This window comes from Niabella aurantiaca DSM 17617 (genome assembly GCF_000374125.1).
GTDB classification, from domain to species: Bacteria; Bacteroidota; Bacteroidia; order Chitinophagales; family Chitinophagaceae; genus Niabella; species Niabella aurantiaca.
The window spans coordinates 252,736-277,648 of sequence record NZ_KB893637.1; the positions used below are offsets into that span (position 1 = coordinate 252,736).

The 24,913-nt window shown below is 51.2% G+C and carries 20 protein-coding genes; 16 read left to right on the forward strand and 4 right to left on the reverse strand.

Annotated features, from left to right (window positions below; translation table 11 throughout):
• Nucleotides 1-4 precede the first annotated feature (4 nt).
• From B160_RS29235 to B160_RS0114780, 3 genes are all read left to right on the forward strand, one after another.
• On the forward strand, nucleotides 5-1,255 hold the full coding sequence (locus B160_RS29235) for a sialidase family protein (RefSeq protein ID WP_018628704.1): 1,251 nt from the start codon (nucleotides 5-7) through the stop codon (nucleotides 1,253-1,255).
• A gap of 85 nt (nucleotides 1,256-1,340) precedes the next feature.
• Complete coding sequence (locus B160_RS29240; RefSeq protein ID WP_018628705.1) at nucleotides 1,341-2,747, forward strand: sulfatase; 1,407 nt, start codon at nucleotides 1,341-1,343, stop codon at nucleotides 2,745-2,747.
• Between the two features lie 155 nt (nucleotides 2,748-2,902).
• Complete coding sequence (locus B160_RS0114780; RefSeq protein WP_018628707.1) at nucleotides 2,903-4,072, forward strand: sialidase family protein; 1,170 nt, start codon at nucleotides 2,903-2,905, stop codon at nucleotides 4,070-4,072.
• 472 nt (nucleotides 4,073-4,544) lie between these two features.
• On the opposite strand, the gene B160_RS0114790 is transcribed toward B160_RS0114780, so the two are convergent.
• The 4 genes from B160_RS0114790 to B160_RS0114805 form a co-directional block, all read right to left on the reverse strand.
• Complete coding sequence (locus tag B160_RS0114790) at nucleotides 4,545-5,351, reverse strand: HpcH/HpaI aldolase family protein (RefSeq protein WP_040679913.1); 807 nt, start codon at nucleotides 5,349-5,351, stop codon at nucleotides 4,545-4,547.
• 16 nt (nucleotides 5,352-5,367) lie between these two features.
• Nucleotides 5,368-6,276, reverse strand: coding sequence for a hypothetical protein (locus B160_RS0114795; RefSeq protein ID WP_040679914.1), 909 nt, complete (start codon nucleotides 6,274-6,276; stop codon nucleotides 5,368-5,370).
• A 56-nt stretch (nucleotides 6,277-6,332) separates the two neighbouring features.
• Entirely contained in the window at nucleotides 6,333-7,607 is a 1,275-nt protein-coding gene (locus B160_RS0114800) for an MFS transporter (protein ID WP_018628711.1), read from the reverse strand.
• A 136-nt stretch (nucleotides 7,608-7,743) separates the two neighbouring features.
• Nucleotides 7,744-8,442 carry an SGNH/GDSL hydrolase family protein gene (locus B160_RS0114805; RefSeq protein ID WP_018628712.1) on the reverse strand — a complete coding sequence of 233 codons (699 nt, stop codon included), beginning with the start codon at nucleotides 8,440-8,442 and terminating at the stop codon, nucleotides 7,744-7,746.
• Nucleotides 8,443-8,769: 327 nt separating this feature from the next.
• On the opposite strand from B160_RS0114805, the gene B160_RS0114810 reads away from it, so the two are divergent.
• The 13 genes from B160_RS0114810 (at nucleotide 8,770) to B160_RS0114880 (ending at nucleotide 24,910) form a co-directional block, all read left to right on the forward strand.
• Nucleotides 8,770-9,465 (forward strand): glycoside hydrolase family 99-like domain-containing protein, encoded by a 696-nt coding sequence (locus tag B160_RS0114810; protein ID WP_245562231.1) that lies wholly within the window; start codon nucleotides 8,770-8,772, stop codon nucleotides 9,463-9,465.
• A 6-nt stretch (nucleotides 9,466-9,471) separates the two neighbouring features.
• The gene (locus B160_RS32565; protein WP_018628714.1) at nucleotides 9,472-9,633 is read left to right on the forward strand and encodes a glycoside hydrolase family 99-like domain-containing protein; all 162 of its coding nucleotides are present in this window, start codon (nucleotides 9,472-9,474) and stop codon (nucleotides 9,631-9,633) included.
• 39 nt (nucleotides 9,634-9,672) lie between these two features.
• On the forward strand, nucleotides 9,673-10,809 hold the full coding sequence (locus B160_RS0114820; protein ID WP_040679973.1) for a glycoside hydrolase family 172 protein: 1,137 nt from the start codon (nucleotides 9,673-9,675) through the stop codon (nucleotides 10,807-10,809).
• A 109-nt stretch (nucleotides 10,810-10,918) separates the two neighbouring features.
• Entirely contained in the window at nucleotides 10,919-11,677 is a 759-nt protein-coding gene (locus tag B160_RS0114825; protein ID WP_018628716.1) for a phytanoyl-CoA dioxygenase family protein, read from the forward strand.
• Complete coding sequence (locus B160_RS0114830) at nucleotides 11,667-13,772, forward strand: glycoside hydrolase family 127 protein (protein WP_040679916.1); 2,106 nt, start codon at nucleotides 11,667-11,669, stop codon at nucleotides 13,770-13,772. The genes B160_RS0114825 and B160_RS0114830 overlap by 11 nt, the downstream gene beginning before the upstream one ends.
• Before the next feature lie 7 nt (nucleotides 13,773-13,779).
• Entirely contained in the window at nucleotides 13,780-15,000 is a 1,221-nt protein-coding gene (locus B160_RS0114835; protein ID WP_018628718.1) for a Gfo/Idh/MocA family protein, read from the forward strand.
• Nucleotides 15,001-15,292: 292 nt separating this feature from the next.
• Nucleotides 15,293-15,643, forward strand: a complete 351-nt coding sequence (locus B160_RS29245) for an acetylxylan esterase (protein WP_169540078.1) — start codon at nucleotides 15,293-15,295, stop codon at nucleotides 15,641-15,643.
• Between the two features lie 659 nt (nucleotides 15,644-16,302).
• On the forward strand, nucleotides 16,303-17,544 hold the full coding sequence (locus B160_RS0114855) for a mandelate racemase/muconate lactonizing enzyme family protein (RefSeq protein WP_040679919.1): 1,242 nt from the start codon (nucleotides 16,303-16,305) through the stop codon (nucleotides 17,542-17,544).
• A 4-nt stretch (nucleotides 17,545-17,548) separates the two neighbouring features.
• Nucleotides 17,549-18,562 carry a D-2-hydroxyacid dehydrogenase gene (locus tag B160_RS30705; RefSeq protein WP_018628723.1) on the forward strand — a complete coding sequence of 338 codons (1,014 nt, stop codon included), beginning with the start codon at nucleotides 17,549-17,551 and terminating at the stop codon, nucleotides 18,560-18,562.
• A gap of 176 nt (nucleotides 18,563-18,738) precedes the next feature.
• Complete coding sequence (locus B160_RS30710; protein ID WP_169540080.1) at nucleotides 18,739-19,698, forward strand: acetylxylan esterase; 960 nt, start codon at nucleotides 18,739-18,741, stop codon at nucleotides 19,696-19,698.
• A 5-nt stretch (nucleotides 19,699-19,703) separates the two neighbouring features.
• Complete coding sequence (locus B160_RS0114870) at nucleotides 19,704-21,566, forward strand: sialidase family protein (RefSeq protein WP_018628725.1); 1,863 nt, start codon at nucleotides 19,704-19,706, stop codon at nucleotides 21,564-21,566.
• 30 nt (nucleotides 21,567-21,596) lie between these two features.
• Nucleotides 21,597-23,393 carry a sialidase family protein gene (locus B160_RS0114875; RefSeq protein WP_018628726.1) on the forward strand — a complete coding sequence of 599 codons (1,797 nt, stop codon included), beginning with the start codon at nucleotides 21,597-21,599 and terminating at the stop codon, nucleotides 23,391-23,393.
• A gap of 26 nt (nucleotides 23,394-23,419) precedes the next feature.
• A complete protein-coding gene (locus tag B160_RS0114880; RefSeq protein WP_018628727.1) occupies nucleotides 23,420-24,910 on the forward strand; it encodes a sulfatase family protein in 1,491 nt (496 codons plus the stop codon).
• The last annotated feature ends 3 nt before the right edge of the window (nucleotides 24,911-24,913 follow it).

Consider the following 24,913-nt stretch of genomic DNA (forward strand, 5'->3'; position numbering starts at 1 on the left):
AATTATGAGTAAAGCGTATAACCGAAGAAATTTCCTGGGACTGATCGGCATATCGCCGTTGATTGCCCGGGTCGCAGATGTAAACAATACCCTCGTTGCGGAGCAGACACCACGTCCGGTTCCGGATGCGGTCAAAAATACAATAGCAGACATACTGGAAACGAAAACGATCAGCATCGAACCCGGCAGGTTCCCGGCCGGATGCGGCGGAATTGATAAGAACGGTCATCCCGTTCAGACAAATAATGGTATAGAGCCCAACCGCTACCTCGGATGGCCGACGGTTGTGCTGACAAAAGACAATGAGCTGCTTGTTGCTTACTCGGGCGACCGGGATAGCCACGTGTGCCCCTTTGGAAAGACACAGCTTTTGCGGTCGTTGGACAATGGCAAAACCTGGTCTGCTCCTACAACGATCACCAATTCGCCGCTGGACGACCGGGACGCAGGAATTATTCAGACAAAGAAGGGGACCCTTGTGGTGAGTTGGTTCACCTCGCTTGCGTTTGAAAATCCGGCATGGAAGGGGGCATATAATAAATATGCCCGCATCGGGGAGAAAATAAGCGGGGAGACAAAAAAAGAATGGTTGGGTAACTGGACGAAACGGTCGCTGGATGGCGGTAAAACCTGGCAGGTTCCCTCGCGCACAGCAGGAACGGCACCCCATGGCCCGGTGAATCTGAAAAGCGGGGATCTTTTATATGCGGGAACGGGAAAATACAAATCGATGGGACCTGTGCTGATCGAAAAGTCGACCGATGACGGGAGAACCTGGAAAGTGATCGGAAGCATCCCCTTGCCTGAAAATGCCAAAAGTATTTCAGAACCGCATGTGATCGAATGTTCTTCGGGAAAGCTGCTGGCCATGATCCGCAATGAATCGAAAGCGTTTCACAGCGGCCACCTGCTGCAATCCGAAAGCCATGATGGGGGAAAAACATGGACCCTGGCAAAAGAAACGGGTATTTGGGGGTATCCTCCCCATCTAACCCGTTTAAAAAACAATGTATTATTGCTTACTTACGGCCACCGGAAGCCTTCCTACAGCCAGCGTGCCTGCCTTTCTTATGATGAGGGCAAAACCTGGGATATAGAAAATGAAGTAATCTTAACCGGTTCGCCCAATGGCGATATGGGGTATCCATCCACTGTTCAGTTAATGGACGGCTCTTTACTGACCGTGTATTACCAGTCGCCGGGCAATGGCCAGCCGACCAATATTCTGTCCACCCACTGGCGCCTAAAAGGATGATCCGCGGTTAACGGGGATCTTTTTATCCGAATGCAGCCGGTCAGTACAGGTATCGTATTTTTTAACGGAGGTTTAAATCAGCAACATGACCCGATTACAGGCTCGCCGGAATTATTTATTTTTTTGCGCATTGCTGCTTGTCATTGCGCAGGAAGGATTCTGCCAGGACCGCCCTCCCAATGTCGTCTTTTTTCTGGTAGATGATATGGGTTGGAAGGATTTGCACTGTTACGGATCTTCTTTTTATGATACACCCCATATCGATGCCCTGGCTGCACAATCGGTAAGGTTCACCAGCGCCTATGCATCTGCGCCGGTTTGTTCCCCGGCAAGATCCGGCATCATGACGGGCAAATATCCGGTGGCCATGCAAACCACCGATTGGTTTGGTGCGGTGCAGCCGGAAGATGCGGCAAAAGAAACCCGGAAGGAAAAGATCACCCGGTTGTTACCGGCATCTTACAGGAACTACCTGCCGCAACAGGAAGTAACGTTGGCCGAAGCCTTTAAAAAAGCCGGTTATGCCACTTTTCTGGCTGGAAAATGGCACCTGGGGTCTGTGCCTCAAAACGGTCCGCTGACACAGGGCTTTGATCACTATTTCGAGGGGAAGGCAAAAAGTCCGTCAAAAGGCAGCTTTGGAATTGTGGCGGAAGCCAACCGGTTTATAGAACAAAATAGAGCGCATCCGTTTTTAGCCTTTGTTTCTTTTTATGCGGTGCATATTCCCGTTCTTGCCGGCGAAAAGAATATTGCGCGCTATACGGCAAAAAAAGATCGGCTGAAGCTACTTCGGCCAGTGGTGGCAAGTCCCTGGGGCAGGGAGCGGGTGAAGCAGGATCATGAACGGTATGCGGCCATGGTGTTTGAAACGGATTCCGCAGTAGGGTTGGTGCTTAGTAAGCTGAAAGAGCTGCAGCTGGATCGCAATACGATCGTTGTATTCCTTTCGGATAATGGCGGGCTTTCTACCGCAGAGGGAATGCCCACGGCCAACAGGCCGTTGCGTGGCGGCAAGGGATGGTTGTATGAAGGTGGCATCCGCGTGCCGCTCCTCCTGAAATGGCCGGCAATGACGCAGCCTGGCACGGTGGTTGATGCCCCGGTGGTGAACACGGATCTGTATCCTACGTTGCTGGCATTGGCCGGCCTGCCGCAGAACCACACACAACATAAAGATGGGGTGAACCTGCTTCCCCGGTTGGCAAAAAAAGAGGTGCCGGAGCGCTCGCTGTACTGGCATTATCCGCATTACGGCAATCAAAAAGGAAGCCCGGCATCCGCCATCCGTTCGGGTAACTGGAAACTGATTTACTGGTATGAAGACCAGCATTGTGAATTATACAACCTGAAAGAGGACCAGTCGGAGGCACATGACCTGGCCCCGGTCAAGAAAGCGCTTACGAAAAAGCTGAAAGCCGATCTGCAGGCCTGGCTGAAAAAGGAAGGCGCGATATACCCGGTTGTAAACCCGGCCTACAACCCAATGTAGCCTTCCCCCCGATGTCTCCCGCAGGGGATGTAGCGGAGGATGATCTGCGGAACGGGGGTATTTTTCAGGGCCCCTTCCAGGAGACCCTGAAAAGAAAAGGGCGTTGCGGAGAATAAAATAAAAGCATCATTTTTACAAAATAAAAAATCTACGATATGCGTTGGATCAGGATAAGAGAGATACTACTGTTGCTTTTTGTATTACCGGCTATTACGGTGCCTGCACAGCAGCAAAATGCAGGGGTAAAAAAAATAAAAGATATCGTGCTGTATGAAGATGCCCGTTTTTACAGCTCGTTCCCTTCCATCATCCGGCGGCCGAACGGGGAGTTCCTCCTGGCGTTCAGGAGAGCACCGGAACGGAAGCGGCTGGGGGAGAAGGGTACCAATCATGTGGATCCCAACAGCTACCTGGTGATGATGCGCTCCAAAGACGGGATCAACTGGCCCCGGCAACCGGAACTCTTATACGCCTATCCTTTTGGTGGCTCACAGGATCCCTGTTTGCTGCAGCTGCGTGATGGATCCATCCTCTGCGCCAGCTATTCCTGGGTGTTTCCCCGGGCGGATGCTAAAATAAAAGCACCTTACTTCGGGCACTATACATTGAGCTCGGTCTTTAATGGCGGATATCTGGTGAAGTCCTTAGATGGCGGTAAGACCTGGCAGGGGCCCTATGAGCCGTTGCATATACCATCGGAAAAGCATAATGATGCGTTTGGCAACCCACTGCCGGCTTATAACAGGGGAGCGATGTATGAAGGTAAAAAGGGGCAGCTCTACTGGGTGGCAGCAAGCGTTGAAAAAACAAAACCATTGATCAACGCCACGCACCTGCTGGTTTCCTACGATAAAGGAATGACCTGGAAGTATTCAGCGCCTGTGGCCAAAAATGATAGCATTTCCTTCAGCGAAACATCCGTGTATGAAACGCCAAAGGGCGATATTGTGGCGTTTATGCGGACAGAGTTTTATGATGACCAGGCCTGTATTGCCCGCTCCACGGATGGTGGTAAAACATTTAGCTGGGAAAAGATGGGCTTCCAGGGACATCCGCTCAACGCGCTGCGTTTGCCGGATAACCGGGTATTGCTTACCTATGGGTACCGCCACGCGCCTTTTGGTATCCGGGCGCGTATCCTGAATGCAGAGTGTACCGATTATGCAACGGCGCCCGAGATCGTATTGCGGGATGATGGAGGCACCCGGGACCTGGGTTATTCCTGGCCGGTGCAGCTGACAAACAACCGGGTACTGGTGGTTTATTATTTCAATAAACAGGACGGCATACGGCATATTGCGGGTACCATTCTTGAAATAAAATAAACGGAGCGGATCGCCGGATCATAATGGGCCGGTATCAAAGCAATCTTTATAACATTTTAATGATGCCGGTTGGATATCCGTAATCGACCAATTCCATTGGCCTGAACGGCTATCAGGAGCATTATACGGGAAGTATCGGCCTGAATTATCATCCACTTTCGTATAAAATGAATACCGGTTCCACTATCAGTCATGGACCCGATGATCGTACGCCGCATTTTTGACGCCCCGATCCGGGGGCTTATAAAATTTGTTAGTACAGGACTTAGCAGGTATATCGCCCTGGTAAGGGCACTCAGGATCGCCGGTGTCATCGATGGGAAACACGGACTCTGCAGCTGCGGTCTGTTATAAAGATCCAATCGGCAAATTGGCTGCAACCGGCGGTAGCCTCAAGTGGACGTCCGGAAAAAAGCTCATTTAAGGCCATAAGATCTTTCCGGAAATAGATCCTTCTTGTTTTTAAGAATACCTATTTATAGGCCTCATTCCCTTTTTGCTCCTCTGTTGCAGATGAGTGGATCCTGCTAACAAGGGTTTTAAAATAAGCGGAGAGCCCCACTACATCGGCGCCCACACTTACAAACTGATAACCCATCTGTTTAAAAGAATCCAGGTGGTCGATGCCGCCGGTAGTGCCGGCGAATTTTCCGTATTTTCTTGCCAGCGCGGCAACCCGCTCCCTTGTTTCCAATAGCTTCGGGTGGCTGAAATCCCCGGGCGCCCCGATGCCCTGGCTAAAATCGCCCGGGCCAAAAAAGAGCATGTCATAACCTTCCAGCGCTGCGATGGCTTCCAGCTCTTCCAGTGGTTCGGGGTCCTCGATCTGCAGCACTACAAACCGCTCTTTATTGGCGGTGGCCAGGTATTCCTGAAAATCCATATTGGTATAGGCCCCGTCTGCGTTACCGCCATCGATCGGCCTTCTGCCGATGGGATGGAAGCGGGTATCCTGTACCACTTTTTTCGCATCATTCAGGCTCATAATATGCGGTACCATAATGCCCGTGGCATCCATTTCCAGCGGCTTGGCCAGATCGCTGTAGCTGCCCCGGGGTACCCGCACCATCAGGTCGGTATTGTATGCCTTGGTTGCCCATACCTGGCTGTTGAGCACATCCCAATCGGGAGTACAATGTTCCTGGTCTACCCAAACACAGTCAAAACCGCAAAGGGCGGCGATCTCGGCTACCTGTGCGTTCGAAATATTTATTTTGATGCAGCTGGCAAAGCCACCGCTTCTCAATTTTTGTAATACGCGACTTGTTCTCATTTTCATAGTTGAAAAATACACATTATTTAGATGTCCGCTCCGCTATTTTCAGGATGGCATAAGCGGCTGCAGCCCGCACATCAGCGCCGGTTGCGCTTTGTGCCTCATAGAGGCCATTGTTTTCATTATTGTTTAAGAAGGCCGACAAAACCGTTGCATCGTCGCAATCGCCTTGTTCCGCCAGTGCCTGTGCCAGCTCAATACGCTGGGAGGCGGTGAACTGCTTCCAGTCCCGGGTCATCTCTGTTTTTATTTTTTGGAAAGTGGTCTCATCATCACCAAGGTAAGTTACAAAAGCCGCATGAAGCAGGTTGTTGCGCAGCTCACTGCCTGCCGGCTCATTCAAAGCCTTTGTTGCAAACGAGCTCCATTCCCGGGGTGTCAGGTCTTTTGATTTCAGCAATACATAGGCGCTGATCTTCCGGATGATGGGGTCCGGGTCTTCAAAGGATCTGCGGATGAATTCCTGTTTGTTCTTTTCTTCGGTCTCTGCAGAAGTATAGGAGGTAGCCCACAACGTATAGGTCTGCAGGATGCGACTGGTATCGCCCAGCGCAGCATGGGTGGCCTCCGGGTATAATGGCTGCGGGGATGTTTTCAGCTTGGCCAGGGTTTCGGCGGCATGGATCCGGTCGGGAGAAGTGGTATCGCCAAAAACGGCAAGTACCTTGTCCACCCAGGCTTTCTTCTTTGCAGGGTCGCTTTCGGTCTGGTATAAAACACGCGAGATGCCGATGCGGTATTTCGGTTCATTCTGATATTTCCCGTATTCATCCAGGTAAGCTTTTTGCACTTCGCTGTTGTCCTCGTGCAGCCATAGCAGGTATTCAGCCGCATGAACTTTTACCCAGACGGTATTGTTTTTTAATACTGTGCGCAATTCAGTCAGCGCCTGGTCTTTTAAAGAGGTTTCTATTTTGCACGGATGCATACAGGAATAGTTTAGGAATGAAAGTGTACAGATGATAAAAAGAAATTTCATTGGATTTATTTTGATGAGCCCGTGGTCCGGGCGTATATGGACTTGATGGCAAAAAGCAGGAGCGCGCAGACGACCATCGTGATTGCAGCCGTTTTGAAGAGCACCTGTGTGTTTACCGAAGCGTCCCTCAGCACGCCGCCGGCGTAAATGCTCAGCCCGCCTACAATGCAGGCAAACATATTTAAGACCCCGTATCCTGTTGCACGGTACTTTTCATCAGCGATCATGCAGAGGATGGGCATCAGGTTGGTATCGGTAAACGTACGGGTGAATGCGTAGACCATAAATCCGCCGATGGCCAGTAACAATACATCGGTAGCACCGGCCATATAAGCTGCAGGGGCAGCGATCAGCAGGCCGATAGCCGGCAGCAGGATGCGCGCATAGCGGTTGGACCGGTGCCAGCGGTCGGCCAGAAACCCGCCTAAAATGACCCCGGCAAAACTGAGCGGATAAACATACCAGGTGGCATATACGCCCGCCATGGTTTGTGAAAGCTGGTAATGTTCTTTATAGTAGGTTGGCAGCCATCCAACGATCATCCATCCCACCAGACCCAGCAGGCCCCAGAAGATCACCAGCAAAATAAAGCTGCGCCGTTTGAAAAGGGTCTTGATCCCGTTCAGGAAGGTGATCTTCTCATCGCTGTTTCCCTGTTCGGCCGGAAGGGGAAGGGAAGCCCTGCCACCCGGTACATCTTTCAGGAAGAAGAACATGACTACGGCATACGCCACTCCGAATATGCCAAATACGGTGAAGGCATCCGACCAATGATGATTTTCGGCGATCCATCCGCCCAGGAATCCCATAGACTGACCGATCATGATACCCCCGTTGTGAATGCCGATGGCCAATGATCGGGTGGAGCCGCGATGATAGTCGGCGATCAACGCCAGTGCAGCCGGAATGTAGCAGGCTTCACTGATGCCCATCAGCGCCCTTGTGGCCAGCAGTTGTTCAAAGTTTTGAGCATGGGCAGTTAACCAGGTAACGGCAGACCATACAAAAAGACTTACAATAATGACCTTGCTGCGGCTGAACCGGTCTGCAAGAAAGCCCGCATAAGGGCTGAGCAGTCCGTATACCCACAGGAACACGGAGGTCAGCAGCCCGAATTGTGCGTCCGTCATAGGAATGGCGTCCACGATCGACGTGCGCATCGTGGTCAGCATGATCCGGTCCAGATAGTTCAGGAAACCGACAACAAACAACAGGAAGACAGTAAGCCAGGCGCCGCGTATGGCTTTTTGATAGCGCTCAGAATCGTTATACGTAATCATCAGGCCGAAGATAGTAGTTCTGCAAATACCGGTCCTCTTACTTTTTCTGGGATTGTGATACTATATTTCAGGATGTAAGTGTTGGAGGATCCGTTATTCTCTTTTGGTATCGGGTTACCGGTATTGAGCAATGGATCTAAAACCACTTCATGATCTCGCGGGCCACCACCGCATGCCCTTCCTTATTGGGATGATTCACCTGCGACATGTATTCGGTAACGCTGTGCCCTTCTTTCAATTTTTGCTCAAAGGCAGCATAGCTGTCGGCAAGGCCGGTGTTGTATTTTTTTGCGAGCTCGCGGATGCCGGCTGCAAAAGGGGCATAGGCGCTGGCGGAGCCCGTCATCGGGAACTGCTGATGGGGTGTGGGCGTGAGCAGAATGACCGGGATCAGCTGCTCCTGCGCGGCTTTGATCATTTTTTCCCAGGCGATCCGGGAACGTCCGGTCCCCATCATCCGGTCATTCAATGCATAGTCGATGAACAATATATCCGGGCGATGGCTGAGTACATCCCTGCGGAACCTTTTTTCACCGGATTCGGAATTTTCCCCGCCGATGGCTGTTACGATCACGTTGACCACTGCGTTGGGATACCGTTCCTTTAACTGCTTCAGTACCTGGTAAGGATAGGAATCGAAGGTGTTGACAAACGGCGTTTTGAAATAACCGGAGGGCACAGAGTGTCCATGAAAGACCAGGTTGATGGTACGGTTCTTTGGCCACTCCTTCTGCAGTTCGGCTTTGATGCTGCTGAGATAAGTGGCGGTGTCTGCCTGGCCATAGCCGCCCGTGCCTTTGAGCAGTAAGATCAGGAAAAGAATGGAATAACGCATAATGGCAAATGATGTTAAAATGATCCTTAAAAATAAGAAAGGTACCGGTAGTTTGCGTAGTCTCAGAAATTGTTTAAAAAAAGACCTTTCAAAAATCCTGCATCTATTAAGCAGCATTCGTTACTTACCGTTCTGAACCAAGCTTACTGCTTCACGGTCTTTTATATCCATGTAAATTCAAGATACACATTTATGAAAGCTTAAAAATCGGTTTTCCGGCAGGAAACGAAAAGCGGCTGATATAATAGTACCTGATTTATGGATGAATTGCCCGGTTGTTCTTTTTCAATAAAATTAAGTTTGCACGAGATAAAACAAACGGTTGTGATGCGTCACACATTCCTTTCATTGAGTTTGCTCTTTTTTGCTAACGCAATTACTGCGCAGCGGGGCAGCAATGCGCCAAAAGATGATTATCAGGTAGCGGCCTATTATTTCCCAAACTACCACGTAGATGCTCGGAATGAACGGTATTTTGGAAAGGGGTGGACGGAATGGCAGCTGCTGCAAAACGCGAAGCCCCGGTTTAAGGGACACCAGCAGCCCAAAACTCCTCTTTGGGATTATAAAGATGAGGCGGATCCCGGGGTTATGGCGCAAAAGATCGATGGAGCACCGTATTTTTCGGTATATGATATCGGTATGTTCGTCCGATCCTTTGATTCACTGGCGGGGGCAGTAAAGGCGATCCGTTATTTCCGGGAGAAAACAAAAGCCGCCCGTTTTATTCGGGTCCTGCCCTTTAATTCCTGTACCTCGTATGTTTGGTACCACTACGGGGGCTTCAACGCGTTTCCGGGCGCTGCATACGAGAGCGTGAAGAAGGCGTATATTGCATTTACAGATGCCGCCGTGGATCAATTGCCGGTGCCATACTATCCGAATATCACCATGGGGTGGGACCCCTCGCCCCGGACCGATCAGCACACGTCCTTTGTAAATTCCGGCTACCCGCATACCCCCGTCATTATTGATAATACGCCTGCAGCTTTCAGAAAGGCGTTGCTGTGGGTGCGCGGGTAGCTGGATGTGCATGCGCAGGCAAATAAGATCGTAACCGTTGATGCCTGGAATGAGTGGACCGAGGGAAGCTACCTGGCGCCGGATACAAAAAACAAAATGAAATACCTGGATCCCCTGCGGGATGTTTTCGGCCGCGATCGCCCGGGGACATCTGCTAAGAGAAAATGAATGATCTGCAATCTGGCAAAAAAACAAAACATAAATCATATGAGGAATTGCCTTTTTTTATTATGCGTCTTATGGTCGCATGCAGCCTGGTCGCAGGAGCTTTATCGTATTCCCGAAGGGGAGGAGACCCGCTGGATCAGCTTTGAAAACCCGACCGGCGCAAAAGGAAGCGGCGGGCTGGAGAACAAACAGGCCAAGGGCCATGCCTGGGACATCATCAGGAGCAAAAGTAAAAAAGTGATCTTTGATGTCAAAGGCAGCGCGGTGATCAACCGTATATGGATGACCTTGTCGGACCGGACGCCGGAGGCGTTAAAGAACATCTATATCGAAATGTATTGGGAAGATAACCGGGAGCCATCGGTATCGGTGCCTGTCAGCGATTTCTTTGGATTTTCGCTCGGAAAAATGGTGCCTTTTCAAAATGCGCTGTTTTCAAGTCCCGAGGGACGTTCATTCAACGCGACTGTAAAAATGCCTTTCCGGAAGGCCGGAAGGATCGTGATGGTCAACCGGGGCGAAAAGGATATTACCCTGTTTTATGATGTGAACTATACCCAAACGAAGCTGCCCGCCGGTATTTTATATTTTCATGCGTATCACGCCACCAATCAAAACACGAAAGTGGGAGATGATTTTGTGGTCCTGCCTGCGGTAAAGGGCAGGGGCCGGTTCATTGGCGCTAACTTTGGACTTGTTACAGACAGCTCTTATAAGAACAGCTGGTGGGGAGAGGGAGAAATAAAGATGTACATAGACGGAGACAATGCAGCACCTACCCTGATCAATTCCGGTACGGAAGATTATGTGGGAACCGCTTATCGCCAGGGCGCCTTCGACCACTTATACCAGGGATCGCCGGTTGCCGATGTAAAAACGGGAACCTGGTGTTTTTACCGTTATCATATTCCGGATGCGGTTGTTTTTTATAAGAATATAAAAGTAGCCATTCAGCAAATGGGCGGCGACCAGCTGGACAATGTGCGGAGCTATCTTGCAAATGGGGCAAAACTGATCCCTGTTTCAGTAACGGGCGCCAGTTATTTATACAAGCACAACCTGATGGAAGAAAAGCTGCCGGAGATATCCGATGAAAAGTTTCCAAAAGGATGGGTGAATTTTTACCGCAAGGATTATTATGTAGCTACCAGCTATTATTACCTGGACCGGCCATAAAGGATAGAACGGCAGGGGTATAAAAATACTAATAGTACACAAAATAGTACTGCTTCTAAAGGATTTCAGAAACTAAATTTGATGTTGCCTTATATCAAAATTATACATTATGATTTCAAACGATTTTTCCGCCGTTAAAACGGATTATAACCGGGATGGATATGCCTATCTTCCGGGCTTTTTAAGCAATGAAGAAATAGCAGGGATTAAAGAAGAGCTGCGGAGGTTTGTGGAACAAAAAGTTCCTGAAATGCCTGCGGGCTACGTATTCTATGAAGATAAGAATGACCCGGGTACGCTGAAGCAGCTCCAGGACATTCAAAACTACAGTCCCTTTTTCGGCGACGTGTTGGTTGGCAGCAGGTTTGAAGAGCTGGCCGGTGTGTTGCTGGATGATGCGCCCGTTGCCCGGAACCTGGAATATTTTAATAAACCGCCCCGTATTGGCAAGGCCACACCTGCGCACCAGGACGGGTACTATTTTATGCTGAAGCCCTGCAAGGCCATCACCATGTGGCTGGCGCTGGAAGAAGCGGATGAGACCAATGGATGTGTACGCTATATCAAAGGCTCGCATCAGAAAGGAATGCGTCCGCATGGCCGTACCCAGACACTGGGTTTTTCACAGGGCATTACCGATTACTCCGACGCCGATCATTCCAATGAAATCTTTTTTCGTGCAAAGGCGGGGGATCTGCTGGTACATGATGCCATGACCATTCACCGTACAGATGCCAATAAGAGCGACCGCTCCCGGGAGGCACTGGGCTTTATCTACTTTGGAGCATCTGCAAAAGAAGACCTGGAAGCAAAGGCAGCCTATCAGCAGAAATTAAATGAAGAGCGTTTTGAAAAAAATGAAAAATAGATTGCGCCGGTGTGGGACCCTGCACGGTATGCAGCGGCAATTTGGCCCGGGCGGCCGCAGCAGGATCCGTTCCGGCTGTGCTGCGCTTGTTTTTGGAATGGCGGGGCTGGCCGCCGGTGCACAGTCGAACAGGGTAGTTGCTGTCAGGGACCGGCTGCAGCCTTTGGCTGCGGGCGCAGTAACCATCGGCGGATACCTGGGCAATAAGATGGACCTTTGTATCAATAATCGCATTGTCCTGCAGCCGGCAGCGCCTTTTCTCCGGATCTTCAAAACAAAAAACCTGGATCCGGGGGGATATTGGGGTGAGTTTATCGGGAAATGGGCAACTGCCGCGGCGCTGGCCTGCCGGTATCAGTCCAACCCGGCGCTGACAGGCAAGGCGAATACGGCCATGCAGGAACTGATCCACGCGCCTGCTGAAAACGGTTATATCTCTACATACAATGCTTCAGATGCGTTTAAAGTATGGGATATCTGGATACAGAAATATGTGCTGCTGGGCCTCATTGCCCAATATGATGAAGCCGGCGATCTGCAATACCTGCGGGCTGCGCAAAGAAGCGCAGACTACTTGTTGAGCAAAACGGGCCCGGGAAAAATGAGCCTGGAGGAATACGGTCCGCCTTTTCATAAAGGGGGTGTTAATTTTTCCATCCTGGAGCCGATCGTATTGTTGTATCAGCGTACGGGTGATAAACGATATTTAAAATACGCTGAGTACATTGTGGCAAGTTGGAGCAAGCCGGGCAAATACGCGCCTAAAGGGGTACGGCTGATTGAAAATGCGGAAGCCGGGCTGCCATTGGTGCAGTATGAAGTGCATCATGCTTATGCCCTGATGTCCAATTTTGAAGGGTTGTGCGAGCTGTACCGGGCCACGGGCAATAAACGTTATCTGGATGCCTGCATTAAGTTTGCGGAAGCGGTGGAAAAGTATGAGCTCATGATCACCGGAACGGTCTGCAACCACGAAATGTGGTATAACGGGGCGCTGGCCCAAACCGGCGTGCTGGAGCAGCCCAACGAAACCTGCGCTACCGTTACCTGGATGAAATTGTGCTATCAGCTGCTGCGCCTTACCGGCAACCCGCGCTGGGCCGATGCAATGGAGCGGTCGTTGTATAACGGTTTGCTGGGCGCCATGATGCCGAGGGGTGAGTGGTGGGCCTATCATTCGCAGCTGAACGGGCAGCGCATGCCCAGCCGTGTACAGGGATGCGATATCAGTTGCTGCGTATCCAGCGGGCCGCGGGGATTGCTGATCACACCGGAGTGGATGGCCATGAAAATGCCCAATGATGCGCTGGCAGTCAACCTTTATTCAGCGGGAAAGATCACCCATCAATTAAAAAATGGAGCTTCGGTACAACTGACGGAAGCGACCACCTACCCGGCCGGTGGAAATATACGCTTTACTGTACAGACGCAACGGCCGGTTACATTTCCATTGCAATTGCGCATTCCGGACTGGAGCAAAAAAACAAAACTGACCGTGAACGGGAAACCCGTTACAGCAGCACCCGGCGGCTATGTGACGCTGCACCGTGTGTGGGAGCAGGGTGACCGGATCGAGCTGGAGCTGGACATGCGGGGTCGTATTGTGCATGCCCCTTCGGGAACCGATCAGGCGGTGGTACGCGGCCCTGTTGTGCTGGCGATGGACAGCCGGCTGGTGCCGGAACAGGACACGGCCATATGGCTCATTGGAGGTGCCCGTAAATTTGAACCGTTTCCGGGCAATCCCAAATACCGGTCGTTGGATCCTGCCCATGATTTCGACAGTCAAAAAGAGGACGTATATATCGATCTGAGACCGGTGGACGTTCCGGATAAGAATATCTGGATGGCTTTTGAAGTGCCGTTTACCGATCGTCCTATTTTCCACATCCACCGGGAAAAAAGGATCCTGATGTGCGACTATGCATCGGCGGGTAACCAATGGAGCGAAACCAATCTTTACCGGGTATGGCTGCCGCAACCCATGTATATGGGGAATATGTATGCACGCAATACCTGGAAGCTGCTGGGCTATGGGATGAAGGCGCCCATGAAAGTACCGGCCTATATTACGGAAGCACTAAAAGATAAATAGAAACAAGATGCTGAACCGGAGATCTTTTCTTACCATGGCGGGTGGAACAACGGCATCGCTGTTGCTTGCATCCGGCCGGTCTTTTGCTACGGGCCCTTCCGGGAGCCAAAATAAAATAAGGATCGGGATCGTAGGCGGGCGTTTTGGTGCTTCCTTTCATTTTCATGAGCACCCGGATTGCATCGTTGAAGCGGTGAGTGATCTTAAGGCAGACCTGCGGCAGCGGTTGATGCAGACCTACAAATGCTCTAAAAGTTATCCCTCTCTTGCAGAGCTTTTAAAAGATAAAAAGATTGCCGCCGTATTTATAGCAACCCCCGCGCCCGATCATGCAACGCATGTGATCCAGTCATTAAAAGCGGGCAAGCATGTGCTTTGCGCCGTGCCGGTGGCGTTAACATTGGAAGATTGCCGCCGGGTGCTGGAAACCGTAAAGCAAACGGGGCTTACCTATATGATGGCGGAAACCAGTTATTACCGTCAGCAAACGATCTCTGTACGCAAGATGTACCGGAACGGCGATTTTGGAACCATCTTCCGCTCCGCCGGGGAGTACCATCACCCCGGACTGGAAGTGCTGTATTTTGATGAGCACAAAAAGCCCACCTGGAGGCATGGCCTGCCCCCCATGCTTTATCCCACGCATTGTACGGCTTTCCTGGTTTCGGTAACGGGGGAGCGACTGACCCGTGTAAGCTGCATGGGCTGGGGCGATGACAGCCCGATACTGAAAAACAATGCATACCGGAACCCCTTCTGGAACGAAACAGCAATGTTTGAAACGGATAAAGGACATCCGTTTAAGGTGGAAGTGGACTGGCGGGCAGCTGTCCGAAATGCGGAGCGTGCCGAATGGGAAGGCAATAAAATGAGCTTTTACATGGCGCACCGGGAGGCCGATCCCCAGGACAATATTGTTGTGCGTTATGCAGAGCAGATTGGATATGATGATGCAGGGTTCAAACATAAGGCCCCGGTTACAGAGCCTTACAAGCAGGAGCTTTGGTGGCAAACTGATCTGCTGCCGGCGCCGTTGCGGCACAACAGCGGGCATGGCGGCTCCCACACCTTTCTGACGCATGAGTTTATCGACGCCCTTGTGCATAACCGGAAACCTGCTGTAGATATATATGAGTCGCTGGCCTATACCGTACCCGGTATTGTGGCGCACCAATCTGCTTTAAAGGGCGGGGAAAGCATGAAGGTACCCGTTTTTGATCCCCGGTGATGTACTTTACGTTCTGCCGGCTTTTTTATTAGATCCTGCACATGACCCGTTGGTGAGTGAGGCCGTGCTGATCCGTGTGCCGCGCGGGCACAACTGTGTTCCACCCGCCGGACAGCATTGATGCATTCTGGAAAAAAACATGTGCCCGCCTCGCTGCAATACCCATCGACGGCAAAACAGAGCCGGTGGCCGAAACACTGTCCTATAAAAAATATTTTATCACGGTAAAAAGCCTCAACAATGTTACGGTGGCCGGTTATTTTTCGATCCCGGTTCAGGGAGAAGCCAGGGCGTGCAATTGGGCGAATGCCAGCGGGGTTATGCCGTACTACAGGTATATCCCAGGGGCCAGGGTATTTCGTCAAACTATTTCTCGATTAACAGCGACAAACTGAGCACCAAACTGGCTTTGCCCGAAGGCGATTATTATCAGGGAGGATATATGGATATTATCCGCATGATCGGTTATATAGTTACACGACCGGATATTGATTCCAGCCGCATTGCCATGGTGGGCACCAGCCAGGCCGGAGGGATCTCGCTCGCAGTTACGGTCTTGGACAGCCGCATTAAGGCGGTAGTGGCTCATGTGCCTTATCTCTGCAATGCGGGATTGACGGTTACTTTGCCCTCTTCATCTTAAAATATTACTGAACCGGGCAGGCAACAATATTGCAGCGGCCTTTCGAACACTTGATTATTTTGATCCTTATGTACTATCCGGCGGGATTGGGGTACCGGCATCCATGGATGAATACCGGTTTTACCCCGATGTGCCGCATACGAGCTGTATGGATTTTTATACGCGTACGTGGGTGTTCCCGGACCGTTATTTTAAAAACGTAAAACAATAAGCGCAATGATGCCTGTCGCCCTGGTTCGCGCCCACGCAAATCGGGGATCACCGCCGCACTGCGGCTGAAACATTCGATTCTTGCTCGGGGTACAAAGATTGCCGGCGTGCAGCGTCATTGTCTGTTCTTTGCTTTTACAGTATACGGCATAACGTGTACGATTTCTGAGTCGCATCGGGGAAAGACCTTAAGACAAATACCTGGATTGGATTATATCCCGGCGATCCCCGGTTCATCTTCGGCTGGCCGTTAACGGATGCGGAAGAAGCTTCTTCGCATTTTTATGGGATAGCACAGCGGAAGGGCCGGAAAAAGTGGCCGGTATCACCCGCCAGAGCCGCTAAAAGAAAATACTACTACAATATCAAAAAGTATCAGCATGCTGAAGCCGGTTAAAGTATTTTTGAGTGATGACGATAATGCCGTTTTAACGAGATCAAGCAGTTACATGAAAATTAAAGAGGTTACCACTATATTACTTACAGGGCCCTGTACCCTGGATCCCTATTTGTCTGAGGCACGCAAGCTACGGAGCGCCGCATTTGTAAAAATTGAAACCGAGGAGGGGTTGACGGGCATTGGTGAAACATACGGGGGTTATTTCTTCCCGGAATCGATACCGGCCATTGTGGATTTTTTTAAACCCATCTTGATCGGCGCAGATGCCGGGGATATCCGCACCCTCTGGCAGCGCATGTACCATTGCGGCAATTTCTGGTGCCGGGTGGGCCTGGGCGCCATTGCGCTTACAGGTATTGAGGCCGCGCTTTGGGATCTGAAAGGAAAAGCTGCAGGCATGCCGGTGTACCGGTTATTGCAGGAGGAATACGGAAAGGACTTTAAAATGGTACAGCAGCACGAAAAACTGCCCTGTTATGCAACCGGTGGTCCCAGCAATTATCCGTTGGACAAGCTGGCCGGTAAAATAGAATACTACTGCTCCCTGGGGTTTAAAGGGGTAAAGGTAGGCGCCGGGGCGTATTATAAAGATAAAGGTTCCCAAATCTCGAACGAGCCGGAGGCCGCGGCCGCTTTTGAAGTAGAAAAGCTCCGCTTTATAAGAGAACGTTTTGGCAGGGACCTGTGGCTGATGCTGGATGCGCATATGGGCAATCACGCCACCGCCACCTGGAATCTGGATACCGCCCTGGCAGTGGCTAAAGCGGTAGAGACCGAAGACCTGTTCTTCCTGGAAGAACCGCTGCATTATACACGGCCCGACTGGTATGCCGAGCTTTGCCGGAATACCAGAACACGCATAGCCGGAGGCGAATGTCTGACCGCAGTGAGCGAATGGCAGACCTTTATTGAGAAAGAATGTTTTCATATTGGTCAGCCGGATGCGGCTTTTGTTTCCGGACTGGGGCCGTTTATGGAAATTGCGGCGAGCCTGGCACAGAAAAACAGTAGTATTGCGCCGCATGCCTGGGGCGCCGGTGCTGCGCAGATGCAGAATATACATGCCGGTTTTGCCTGCTCCAATACCGTGATGCTGGAAGTGGCGCCGGCTTACGGCCCGCTGCACAGTGAGCTGATCGGCGACGGCCTGCAGATAAAAGACGGATACGTATTGCCTCCGGAAAAACCGGGACTGGGGATCGAACTTACCGATGCGACCATAAAACGTTTTCCTTTTGTACCCGGAAGCGGAGAGTTTAACAGTGTGCCGGGAAAAATATTAACAACCTGATTGGATGATGGAACTGATTATCGACCTGCCGGTATATGCGCCTGTTCTGAAAAAATTACAGGCATTGGATGGAATAACGGTCCGCGTGCTTGCGGAGCCGGCAGACAACGCGCGTGAACGGCCGGTATCTGAAATTGAAAATGGAGCCCTCTTACTGTGCACGATTCCTCCTGTGAACCATACGGCCATGAAAAAGCTGGAGCTGGTACAGATCGCTTCTGCGGGATATACCCAACTCATCGGCCAGGGATTTGCCGAAAGAAATGTCCGCTGTTGTAATGCCTTAGGAGTATTTGATGTACCCATCGCAGAATGGAACATTGCCATGATGATCAACCTGGCCCGCGACTTCAGGGGTATGCTGCACAATCAGCAGCAAAAGATCTGGGATCGTTCTGCACGCTTCCAGGACGAAATAAGAGGGAGAGTGGTAGGCATCTGGGGTTATGGAGGCATTGGCCGGGAAACGGCGCGGCTGGCTAAAACACTTGGAATGACGGTGCATGTATTGAGCCGGTCGGGTGTAAAGCCGCGGAAAAGTGCTTATTGTGTTCCGGGAACCGGCGACCCGGAGGGACTGCTGCCGGACCGGGTGTTTGGGATGCATGAAAAAGAAGCGTTTTTAAGATCTGCCGATTTTTTAATTATGGCCATTCCGCAAACGGGGGCTACAGTGGGGATCGTGGGAGAAGAAGAATTGAGGTCATTAAAACCCACGGCATTTTTATTAAACCCCGCGCGTGGTCCGCTGGTCAAAGAAGCAGCCCTGATCCGGGCATTGAAAGAGCACTGGTTTGCCGGCGCGGCGCTGGATACGCATTATCACTATCCCATGCCGCCGGAGCATCCGTTATGGGAAATGGAAAATGTGATCCTTACACCCCATATTTCCGGATCCAGTGCCAGTCCGTATTTCCTGGAGCGGGTATGGGATATTTTCTTTGAAAATGTACAGCGCTTCCGGGATCGGCAGCCATTGCTAAACGAATTGTCTGCCGCTGCACTTACGGGCAGTTGATGTTGGCCGGGCATATAGAACGTATTGTTGTGTTATAGCAAAATAGAGAGGTGAGGTCACTCCGTTCCGGCAGCTGCCGGGATTGACAGGGAGTGAGCCTGCCACAACCGGCAGGCGGGCTGGCCGAGGCCTGCCTGTCCGGTCCGGCGGGCCGTTATTTAAAATAAATGTATAAAATGAAATATATTTTCACAATAACGACGGTTGTGTTGCTGGCCTTGTATGGTCATGCGGCGGTGCGGGCAAAGGGAACGCCTCCGCGGGACAGTATTGATGCATTCTGGAAAAAAACAAGGGAGAGGCTGGCGGCGGTGCCGATGGATGCAAAAGCCGTACCGGTGGTTGAAGCGCTGCCTTTTAAAAAATATGTAGTTACGGTAAAGAGCCTCAATAATGTTACGGTACTGGGTTATCTTTCCATTCCGGTGCAGGGCGAGGCACCGGCAAAACCATGGCCGCTGCTGGTAACGACCACCGGGTACAGTGGCAACGGGCTGGGCCTGCAGCCCGGCGAATGTCAGCGGGGGTATGCTGTATTGCATGTATATCCGCGGGGACAGGGCCCTTCGTCTGATTATTTTAATATTACCAGCGATAAGCTGAGCACCAAACTGGCTTCGCCGGAAGGCTATTATTACCAGGGAGGGTATATGGACATTATCCGTATGATCGACTATGCGGTAACGCGTCCTGATATTGATACCAGCCGTATTGCCATGGTGGGCACCAGCCAGGGAGGTGGCATTGCGCTGGCCATTACCGCATTGGATAGCCGCGTTAAGGCCGTGGTGGCGCACGTGCCTTTTCTCTGCAATTTAAGGCTGGCAGCAACCATGCCATCCCTTGCCAGGTCATTGCTGGACCGGGCTGGCAACAATAATGAAATGGCGTTCCGGACACTTGATTATTTTGACCCTTATATGCTGGCGTACCGGATCAGCGTACCGGCATTCATGGACGCCGGCGGCAAAGACGTATTGTGCCCTGCGCCTACCATTAAGGCGGTGTATGATAAAATAAAAAGCAAAAAAAAGGAATACCAGTTTTATCCTGGTCTGCCGCATACCAGCTGTATGGATTCGTATGCACGTACCTGGGTATTCCTGGACCGCTATTTTAAAAACGCGAAAAAATAAAAGAGATGATGCTGAAGCATACAAAGACATTGCCCGGGAGCAAACGAAAGCTTCTCCTTTTTGTTACCGCTTTTTTAGGTGGCGCGGCAATGGGCTTATCCGCACTGGTTGGCCAGGGCATTCAGAGGATAGAAGGTTACGATACCGTGCTGTTTCATTACAACGGGAATCGTACGCTGGCTACAACAGACTACCGGGGCACCAAAAAGGGGTATATGACCGCTGCCTGGTGGGCGCCGGAGCAAATGAAAAAAAATATATTGCGCTGGCGGACCGCAACCGTACCGGAAAAAAAGAATACCGTGTTTGTTTTTGTTGGCGCTTCTGCTCCGTTGCCAGCGGAATTTTCCCGGGGCCCCGCAGTAAAGCTTACGGTGAACGGGCAGTATGCGCTCACTTTCAAAACAGGGGTCTTGCGGGACTTTACCTGGACGGAGGGAGATTGTAAGTTGAGATACAGCTCCAAGCGGGTGGAGTATCCTTACTTTGGCACGCACCGGCAGTTTCAGCTGCATGGCAACAGCGGGCTGTACGAGCTTACCATTCCTGCTTCAATGCTGGAACCGGGCAAGCCCGCGGTGATCGAAGCCGAAATGCTTCCGTTTCCCCAGTGGCCCAACGGCTGGTTTATGGTAAAAGCATACCGGGATGTATTGAAGCAGGAAACGATCGCAGACCTGCAGGGACAGGTAAATACATTGAGAAAAGATGTGGCTACTTTGAATGAGCTTACACATGTGCTGGGCACACAGCTGTACAGCAGCCTGCTGGGCACCGATCGTTTCCAGCATCAGGTGATCTATGCCGATGGCTTCCGGCACCTGCACCCGGCCGATCTGGTAACGCTGCAGAATGGCGAATGGCTGCTGTTCAGCAGGGAGGGTACTGAACATCTTTCCGATGATGGCGACGTCTTTTTATTGCGTTCAAAAGACCAGGGGAAAACCTGGGGCGGGAAACAATGGGTTGCCAGCATCCCGGAAGTAGATGAACGGGAAGCCTGCGGCCTTCAGCTAAAGGATGGTACCATTGTAATGGCCGTTTTTTATAACAAGCTCTATTTTAAGGATGGTAGCTATTTTTTGTGGAAACCCGGATCGGTGCTTCCCAAAGACCCGGTACACCCGCGGCTGGGCACTTATATCATTACCTCGAACGATAACGGGCGCTCCTGGTCGGAGCCCCGGTATATTGACATAAAAGGCATGCCGGTAAACGGGCTGGAAGGCCCCACAGACGCGCCCATTGAGCTTCCAGACGGTTCCATCGGTATGGCAGTGATCGGCTATTCGCTGCAGGGCGATTCAAAAAACACCGGTTCTGTCTTTTTGCGGTCAACGGACAAAGGCAAGAGCTGGGGCTATGTGGCTACCATTGCCAGCGACCCGGGCGGCAGGCTGGGCGGCTTTGTGGAACCGGGCATTGTGCGTACAAAAACGGGTCGCATCATAGCCGGGTTGCGCAATCATGCCGACGAAAATGCAATCTGGATGACCTATTCTGATGACAACGGAAAAACCTGGGTGCCTGTTTTTAAAACGGCAATGATCGGCCATCCGGTGGATCTGATCCAGTTAACGGATGGGCGGATCATGGCTACCTATGGCATCCGGGAGGCGCATGCGAAGCCGGGCGGAATCCGGGCATGCTTCAGCAACGACAATGGCAACACCTGGGACATCCGCACAGAAGTCCAGTTGCGAAACGATTTTATCAATATGGATATCGGGTATCCGGAATCCGTTGAGCTGAAAGGCGGGAAGGTGTTTACCGCATATTATTTTAATCTCTTTGGAAAATATTTTTTGGGCAGCACCATCTGGAACCTGAAAGATGCGGCGGTGCCGCGTTCCGCTACCCGGCACTAAAAACAGATCTTTATTATTTAAACAAGAAGTATGAGACAATCAAAACAAATCTTTTACCTGTTCCTGTTATTTTTTATCGCGCGATCGGCTTCGGCCCAGGAGCGGCAGCAGATAGAAGGGTTCGACACGGTCGCTTTTCATTACAACGCCAACAGAGGCGCGGCCGTCCGTGATTTCCGGGGGCAAACAAAAGGATATATGACCGCGGGCTGGTGGGCAAAGGGGCAGATGAAGAAAAATATCTTATCGTGGAAGACGGCGGTTGTTCCGGAGAAGATGACCACTACGTTCAGCTTTATTGGTTCCGGCGCCGTTTTGCCGGCGGCCTTCCTTATCGGGCCGGAGCTGCGCTTAAGTGTAAATGGTAAATATGCACTTACGTTCAACATCGGGAGAACGCATGATTTTATCTGGAAGCAAGGAGCATTTGAGCTTAAATATATTTCGAAGAGGGTTGAGTTTCCCTATACCGGCGAGCACCGGCAGTTTGGGCTGAACGGGAACAGCGGTATTTATCAGCTGACGGTTCCGGCCTCGGTCCTGGAAGCAGGTAAGGCGGCCACCATACAGGTAGAGCTGCTTCCGTTTGAAGGCTGGGACCATGGCTGGTTCATGGTAAAAGCCTATAAAGATGTTCTGCAGACACCCACTGTACAAAAACTGGAAAAACGGATCGAAGGAATGCAGAAGGACATCAATCTTTTGATGGAGCATACGGACATCCTGGCAACGAAGCTATACAATAAAGAGCTTGGAAATAACCAGTTCGAGCACCAGATCATTTATACGAACGGTTATCGCCACCTGCATCCCGCAGACATTATCAAATTGAAGAACGGCGATATCCTGCTCTTTACACGGGAGGCTACGGAACATTTTGCCAATGACGGGGATATTGTCATGCTGCGGTCGAAAGATAACGGCAAGACCTGGGGCGGACGAAAAGTTGTAAGCGCCATAAAGGACCTGGATGAGCGGGAAGGATGCGGCATCCAGTTAAAGGACGGTACCATCATTGTGGGTATTTTTTATAATGACCTGTACATCCCGGATGGTACCTACAACTGGGGAGGAACGGTAAAATTAAAGCCGCTGAACCGTGCCCGGCTCGGCGCGCATTTCATCACCTCAAAGGATAACGGGGAAACATGGGAGCAGGGTGCTTTTATCGATATGAAAGATAAACCGTTCACCGGTGTGGAAGGCCCCACCGATGCGCCGGTTGAAATGCCGGACGGCAGCATTGTTATGGGCGTGATCGGTTATGGGATCAATGGCGATTCCAAGAACATCGGATCCGTTCTGCTGAAATCGACGGATAAGGCAAAGACCTGGAAATATGTGTCCACCATTGCGGGAGATCCCGGTGGAAAGCAAAAAGGATTCCTGGAACCGGGCCTGGTCCGCACAAAAAGCGGAAGGCTGATCGCGGGTTTGCGGAATCATGCGGATGAGAATGCCATCTACATCAGTTATTCTGACGATGACGGCAAAACCTGGGTACCACCATTTAAAACAAAAATGATCGGGCATCCTGTGGACCTGATCCAGCTCAGGGATGGGAGGGTGATGGCTACTTATGGCATCCGCGAAGGGGTTGGCCGGCATACCGAGCCGGGAGGCATCCGCGCCTGTTTCAGCTATGACAACGGCAAGACCTGGGATTTAAAAAATGAGGTAGTACTGCGCAGCGACTTTATCAACTGGGACATCGGGTATCCGGAGTCGATTGAAATGGAGGACGGGCGGATCATGACCGTGTATTATTTCAATCTTTTTGGAAAATATTATATCGGCGCCACTTACTGGAAGCCGGAGCAGAAATAACCGGAACTCTGTAAATAGCATGGATCATGAAAGTAAAGGGTCTTATATATTTTGCGTTATTTTGTGCAGCCATCGGACCACTATACATTAACGGGCAGGCAAAAACGAAGCCCAATGTGCTGCTGATCGTTTCCGAAGATCATGGTCCGCACCTGTCCTGCTACGGCGATACGAATGTACAAACGCCCAACCTCGACCAGCTGGCGGGGCAGGGCATCCTGTTCAGAAACGCCTATGTGACGGAGTCCGTCTGCAGCCCCTCCCGGAGCAGCATTCTTACCGGGCTGTACCCGCATCAAAGTGGCCACCTGGGGCTGACGACGCATGGTTTCCATTACGTGGGGCAGGTTCCGACCATTTATGCCCTGTTAAAAAAGGCGGGCTATAGAACGGGGATGATCGGTAAGCTGCATCTGAAGCCGGAAGCGCTTTTCCCGATCGATGAGCACCCGATCAAAAGTCCCAATTATGAAAAGAAAGGACTGGAGCGTTATGCGGCCTATGCCGGTAAGTTTATGCGGGCCTCAGATGAACCATTCTTCCTGATGGTGAACTTCCCCGATACACACTGGCCCTTCCAGGACCAGGTAGAAGGGCGACCGTCAAAAACGGTGACCCCCGCGCAGGTGACCTCGTTTCCGTATATCGGGTTCGATAACGAACGGATCCGCAGCTATACCAGCAGTATTTACAATTGCATGCTGCGGCTGGACGGGTGTATCGGAGAACTGATGCAACAGCTGGAACAGTCAGGGAAATTGCGCAATACACTCGTGATCTTTTTGTCGGATCATGGCGATGAGATGGCCCGGGGAAAATTTGATATCTACGAAGCTTCCAATAAAGTGCCGTTCATCGCATCCTGGCCCGGAGTGATCGGGAAGGGAATGCAGTCGCAGGCCCTGGTGTCTTCGGTCGATATAGTGCCTACGGTGCTGGAGCTGGCGGGCATTGCAAAGCCCCGGAACCTCACCGGAAAAAGCCTGATGCCGCTGTTCGCAAAACCCGGTCTGCAGTTCAGGGAGTATCTTTTTACCGAAAAGAATGCCGATCAGATCGGGATGTATTACCCCCGGAGGGCGGTGAGGGACGGCCGTTATAAGATCATCTATTCCTTGCTGGATGATGGCCGTAAAAATGAGGTGGCGGTAAGCTATACCCGGAACAGCCTGAAGCCCCGCACCGACGCGGTGGCCGGTTCTCCTACGCTGGAGGAACTGAAGAGCGCTCCGGCCTTTATACAAAAAGCCTATAACGACTGGATACTGCCGGCAAAAGTACAATTGTACGACCTGGAAAAGGATCCGTATGAATTTTATGACCTGTCTGCTGATCCGCATTATGCCGCCGTCAAAGGCCGGTTACTGAAGGCGCTGTTCCGGTGGCAGAAAGAAACCGGTGATCCCCTTCGCTTTCCGGATAAGCTGAAAAGATTGACACAGGAAAATGATACCATGAAGGTTTCGAAGAATATGCAATGGCACTACCCGGAATATTTATACGGTCATAAACGATAAAGA

Bases quoted from the DNA above. Each gene is read 5' to 3' on its own strand.
- B160_RS29235 (WP_018628704.1), top strand. From the start codon at position 5: ATGAGTAAAGCGTATAACCGAAGAAATTTCCTGGGACTGATCGGCATA.
- B160_RS29240 (WP_018628705.1), top strand. From the start codon at position 1,341: ATGACCCGATTACAGGCTCGCCGGAATTATTTATTTTTTTGCGCATTG.
- B160_RS0114780 (WP_018628707.1), top strand. From the start codon at position 2,903: ATGCGTTGGATCAGGATAAGAGAGATACTACTGTTGCTTTTTGTATTA.
- B160_RS0114790 (WP_040679913.1), bottom strand. From the start codon at position 5,351: ATGAAAATGAGAACAAGTCGCGTATTACAAAAATTGAGAAGCGGTGGC.
- B160_RS0114795 (WP_040679914.1), bottom strand. From the start codon at position 6,276: ATGCATCCGTGCAAAATAGAAACCTCTTTAAAAGACCAGGCGCTGACT.
- B160_RS0114800 (WP_018628711.1), bottom strand. From the start codon at position 7,607: ATGATTACGTATAACGATTCTGAGCGCTATCAAAAAGCCATACGCGGC.
- B160_RS0114805 (WP_018628712.1), bottom strand. From the start codon at position 8,442: ATGCGTTATTCCATTCTTTTCCTGATCTTACTGCTCAAAGGCACGGGC.
- B160_RS0114810 (WP_245562231.1), top strand. From the start codon at position 8,770: ATGCGTCACACATTCCTTTCATTGAGTTTGCTCTTTTTTGCTAACGCA.
- B160_RS0114820 (WP_040679973.1), top strand. From the start codon at position 9,673: ATGAGGAATTGCCTTTTTTTATTATGCGTCTTATGGTCGCATGCAGCC.
- B160_RS0114825 (WP_018628716.1), top strand. From the start codon at position 10,919: ATGATTTCAAACGATTTTTCCGCCGTTAAAACGGATTATAACCGGGAT.
- B160_RS0114830 (WP_040679916.1), top strand. From the start codon at position 11,667: ATGAAAAATAGATTGCGCCGGTGTGGGACCCTGCACGGTATGCAGCGG.
- B160_RS0114835 (WP_018628718.1), top strand. From the start codon at position 13,780: ATGCTGAACCGGAGATCTTTTCTTACCATGGCGGGTGGAACAACGGCA.
- B160_RS0114855 (WP_040679919.1), top strand. From the start codon at position 16,303: ATGAAAATTAAAGAGGTTACCACTATATTACTTACAGGGCCCTGTACC.
- B160_RS30705 (WP_018628723.1), top strand. From the start codon at position 17,549: ATGATGGAACTGATTATCGACCTGCCGGTATATGCGCCTGTTCTGAAA.
- B160_RS30710 (WP_169540080.1), top strand. From the start codon at position 18,739: ATGAAATATATTTTCACAATAACGACGGTTGTGTTGCTGGCCTTGTAT.
- B160_RS0114870 (WP_018628725.1), top strand. From the start codon at position 19,704: ATGATGCTGAAGCATACAAAGACATTGCCCGGGAGCAAACGAAAGCTT.
- B160_RS0114875 (WP_018628726.1), top strand. From the start codon at position 21,597: ATGAGACAATCAAAACAAATCTTTTACCTGTTCCTGTTATTTTTTATC.
- B160_RS0114880 (WP_018628727.1), top strand. From the start codon at position 23,420: ATGAAAGTAAAGGGTCTTATATATTTTGCGTTATTTTGTGCAGCCATC.